1 pseudogene is annotated in these 267 nt (G+C 65.5%); it reads right to left on the bottom strand.

Going from position 1 to position 267, the window contains the following annotated elements:
* A pseudogene (locus tag SB786_RS36475) lies at window positions 1-267 on the bottom strand (ABC transporter permease subunit); the annotation flags it as partial.

The raw sequence follows: 267 nt of genomic DNA, 5'->3' as shown, positions 1-267 counted from the left end.
ATGCCGCAGAGCATCGCCGAAACGGTCCAGATGAACAGCTTGTAGCCGAGCGGGCTGTAGCCGAGGAACATCAGGCGCGTTTCGCCGTCGCGCATGCGGTGACCACGCGTCCGAGCTTCGAGGTGACGATCGCGCGCGCCGCGAGAAACGCGAGCACGAGCGTGGCGAAGGTCAGCAGGAACAGCACCGTGCGCGTGCCCGGATGCGTGATCGGCATGCCGGCGATGCGCTTGAAATCGGTGAAGCCGTTATTGCCGCCGAAGCCGG

It is taken from the genome of Burkholderia sp. SIMBA_062 (assembly GCF_046534765.1).
Lineage (GTDB): Bacteria > Pseudomonadota > Gammaproteobacteria > Burkholderiales > Burkholderiaceae > Burkholderia > Burkholderia ambifaria.
Note: the sequence above shows the minus strand (reverse complement) of the source record. Positions and strands in the feature narration are given on the sequence as shown.